Source organism: Bacillus sp. MRMR6, from assembly GCF_001940785.1.
Taxonomy (GTDB): Bacteria; Bacillota; Bacilli; order Bacillales; family Cytobacillaceae; genus Neobacillus.
On the sequence record NZ_MSLS01000090.1, the window covers coordinates 1 to 682 of the forward strand.

Genomic DNA, 682 nt, shown 5'->3' on the forward strand with positions numbered 1-682 from the left:
TGGGCACGGTTTTGAAACAGCCAAATCCTCGGGTTTATTTGGTATGGAAATTCAAGGAGCCACAACCATATTCGCTGTCAATCTCAAACGGATAATAAAACTTCTTAATGAAAAAGAATAGGAAATAGGCAGAGGTATAAGCAACTTCCCTTCGAATTTCGGTAGGAAGTTGCTTTTTTTTGTCTTTTTTCATCCATAATGCCTTTTCCTTATTTATAAAATATAAAAAACGGAAGTTCTTCAGTGCCCTCRCTACGCTCCTGCGGGGTCTCCCACTGCCCCGTACTCCCGCAGGAGTCTACGCACCTTCCGCGGAAWTCAACAGGGTTCAAATATCTTAGTATTGCCACACACTCTTTCAAGCCTAGCTAAGTGTGTGGCAATTTTTTTCATATTTTGGCACGCTGCCGTAAGGAGWGCCTGTTCGCTTGCTTTTCTTAATCCGCGTAACCTACAATMGCGAAGCCCATGCAGTTCTTTTGAATCTGCGAAGCTTCGCTCAACCATTTCCTTTCTAAATTTATAAAGCATTTTTCCAGACTTAGATAAGCGATTTTCTCTTACCTTTTCCTTGTGCTCTTCCCAAACATGACGTGTTACTRCCTTTACCTTATTTTTGGAACGAGTACATTGGGAAAGAAGTGGACAGTTTCCGCATTTCTTTGAATTAGATTTATATTCT

The 682-nt window shown here is 40.9% G+C and carries 1 protein-coding gene; it reads right to left on the reverse strand.

Annotation, left to right across the window (positions count from 1 at the left end):
• Window positions 1-318: 318 nt before the first annotated feature.
• On the reverse strand, window positions 319-682 hold a 364-nt coding region (locus BTR25_RS26755), incomplete at its 5' end, for a transposase (protein ID WP_083652583.1).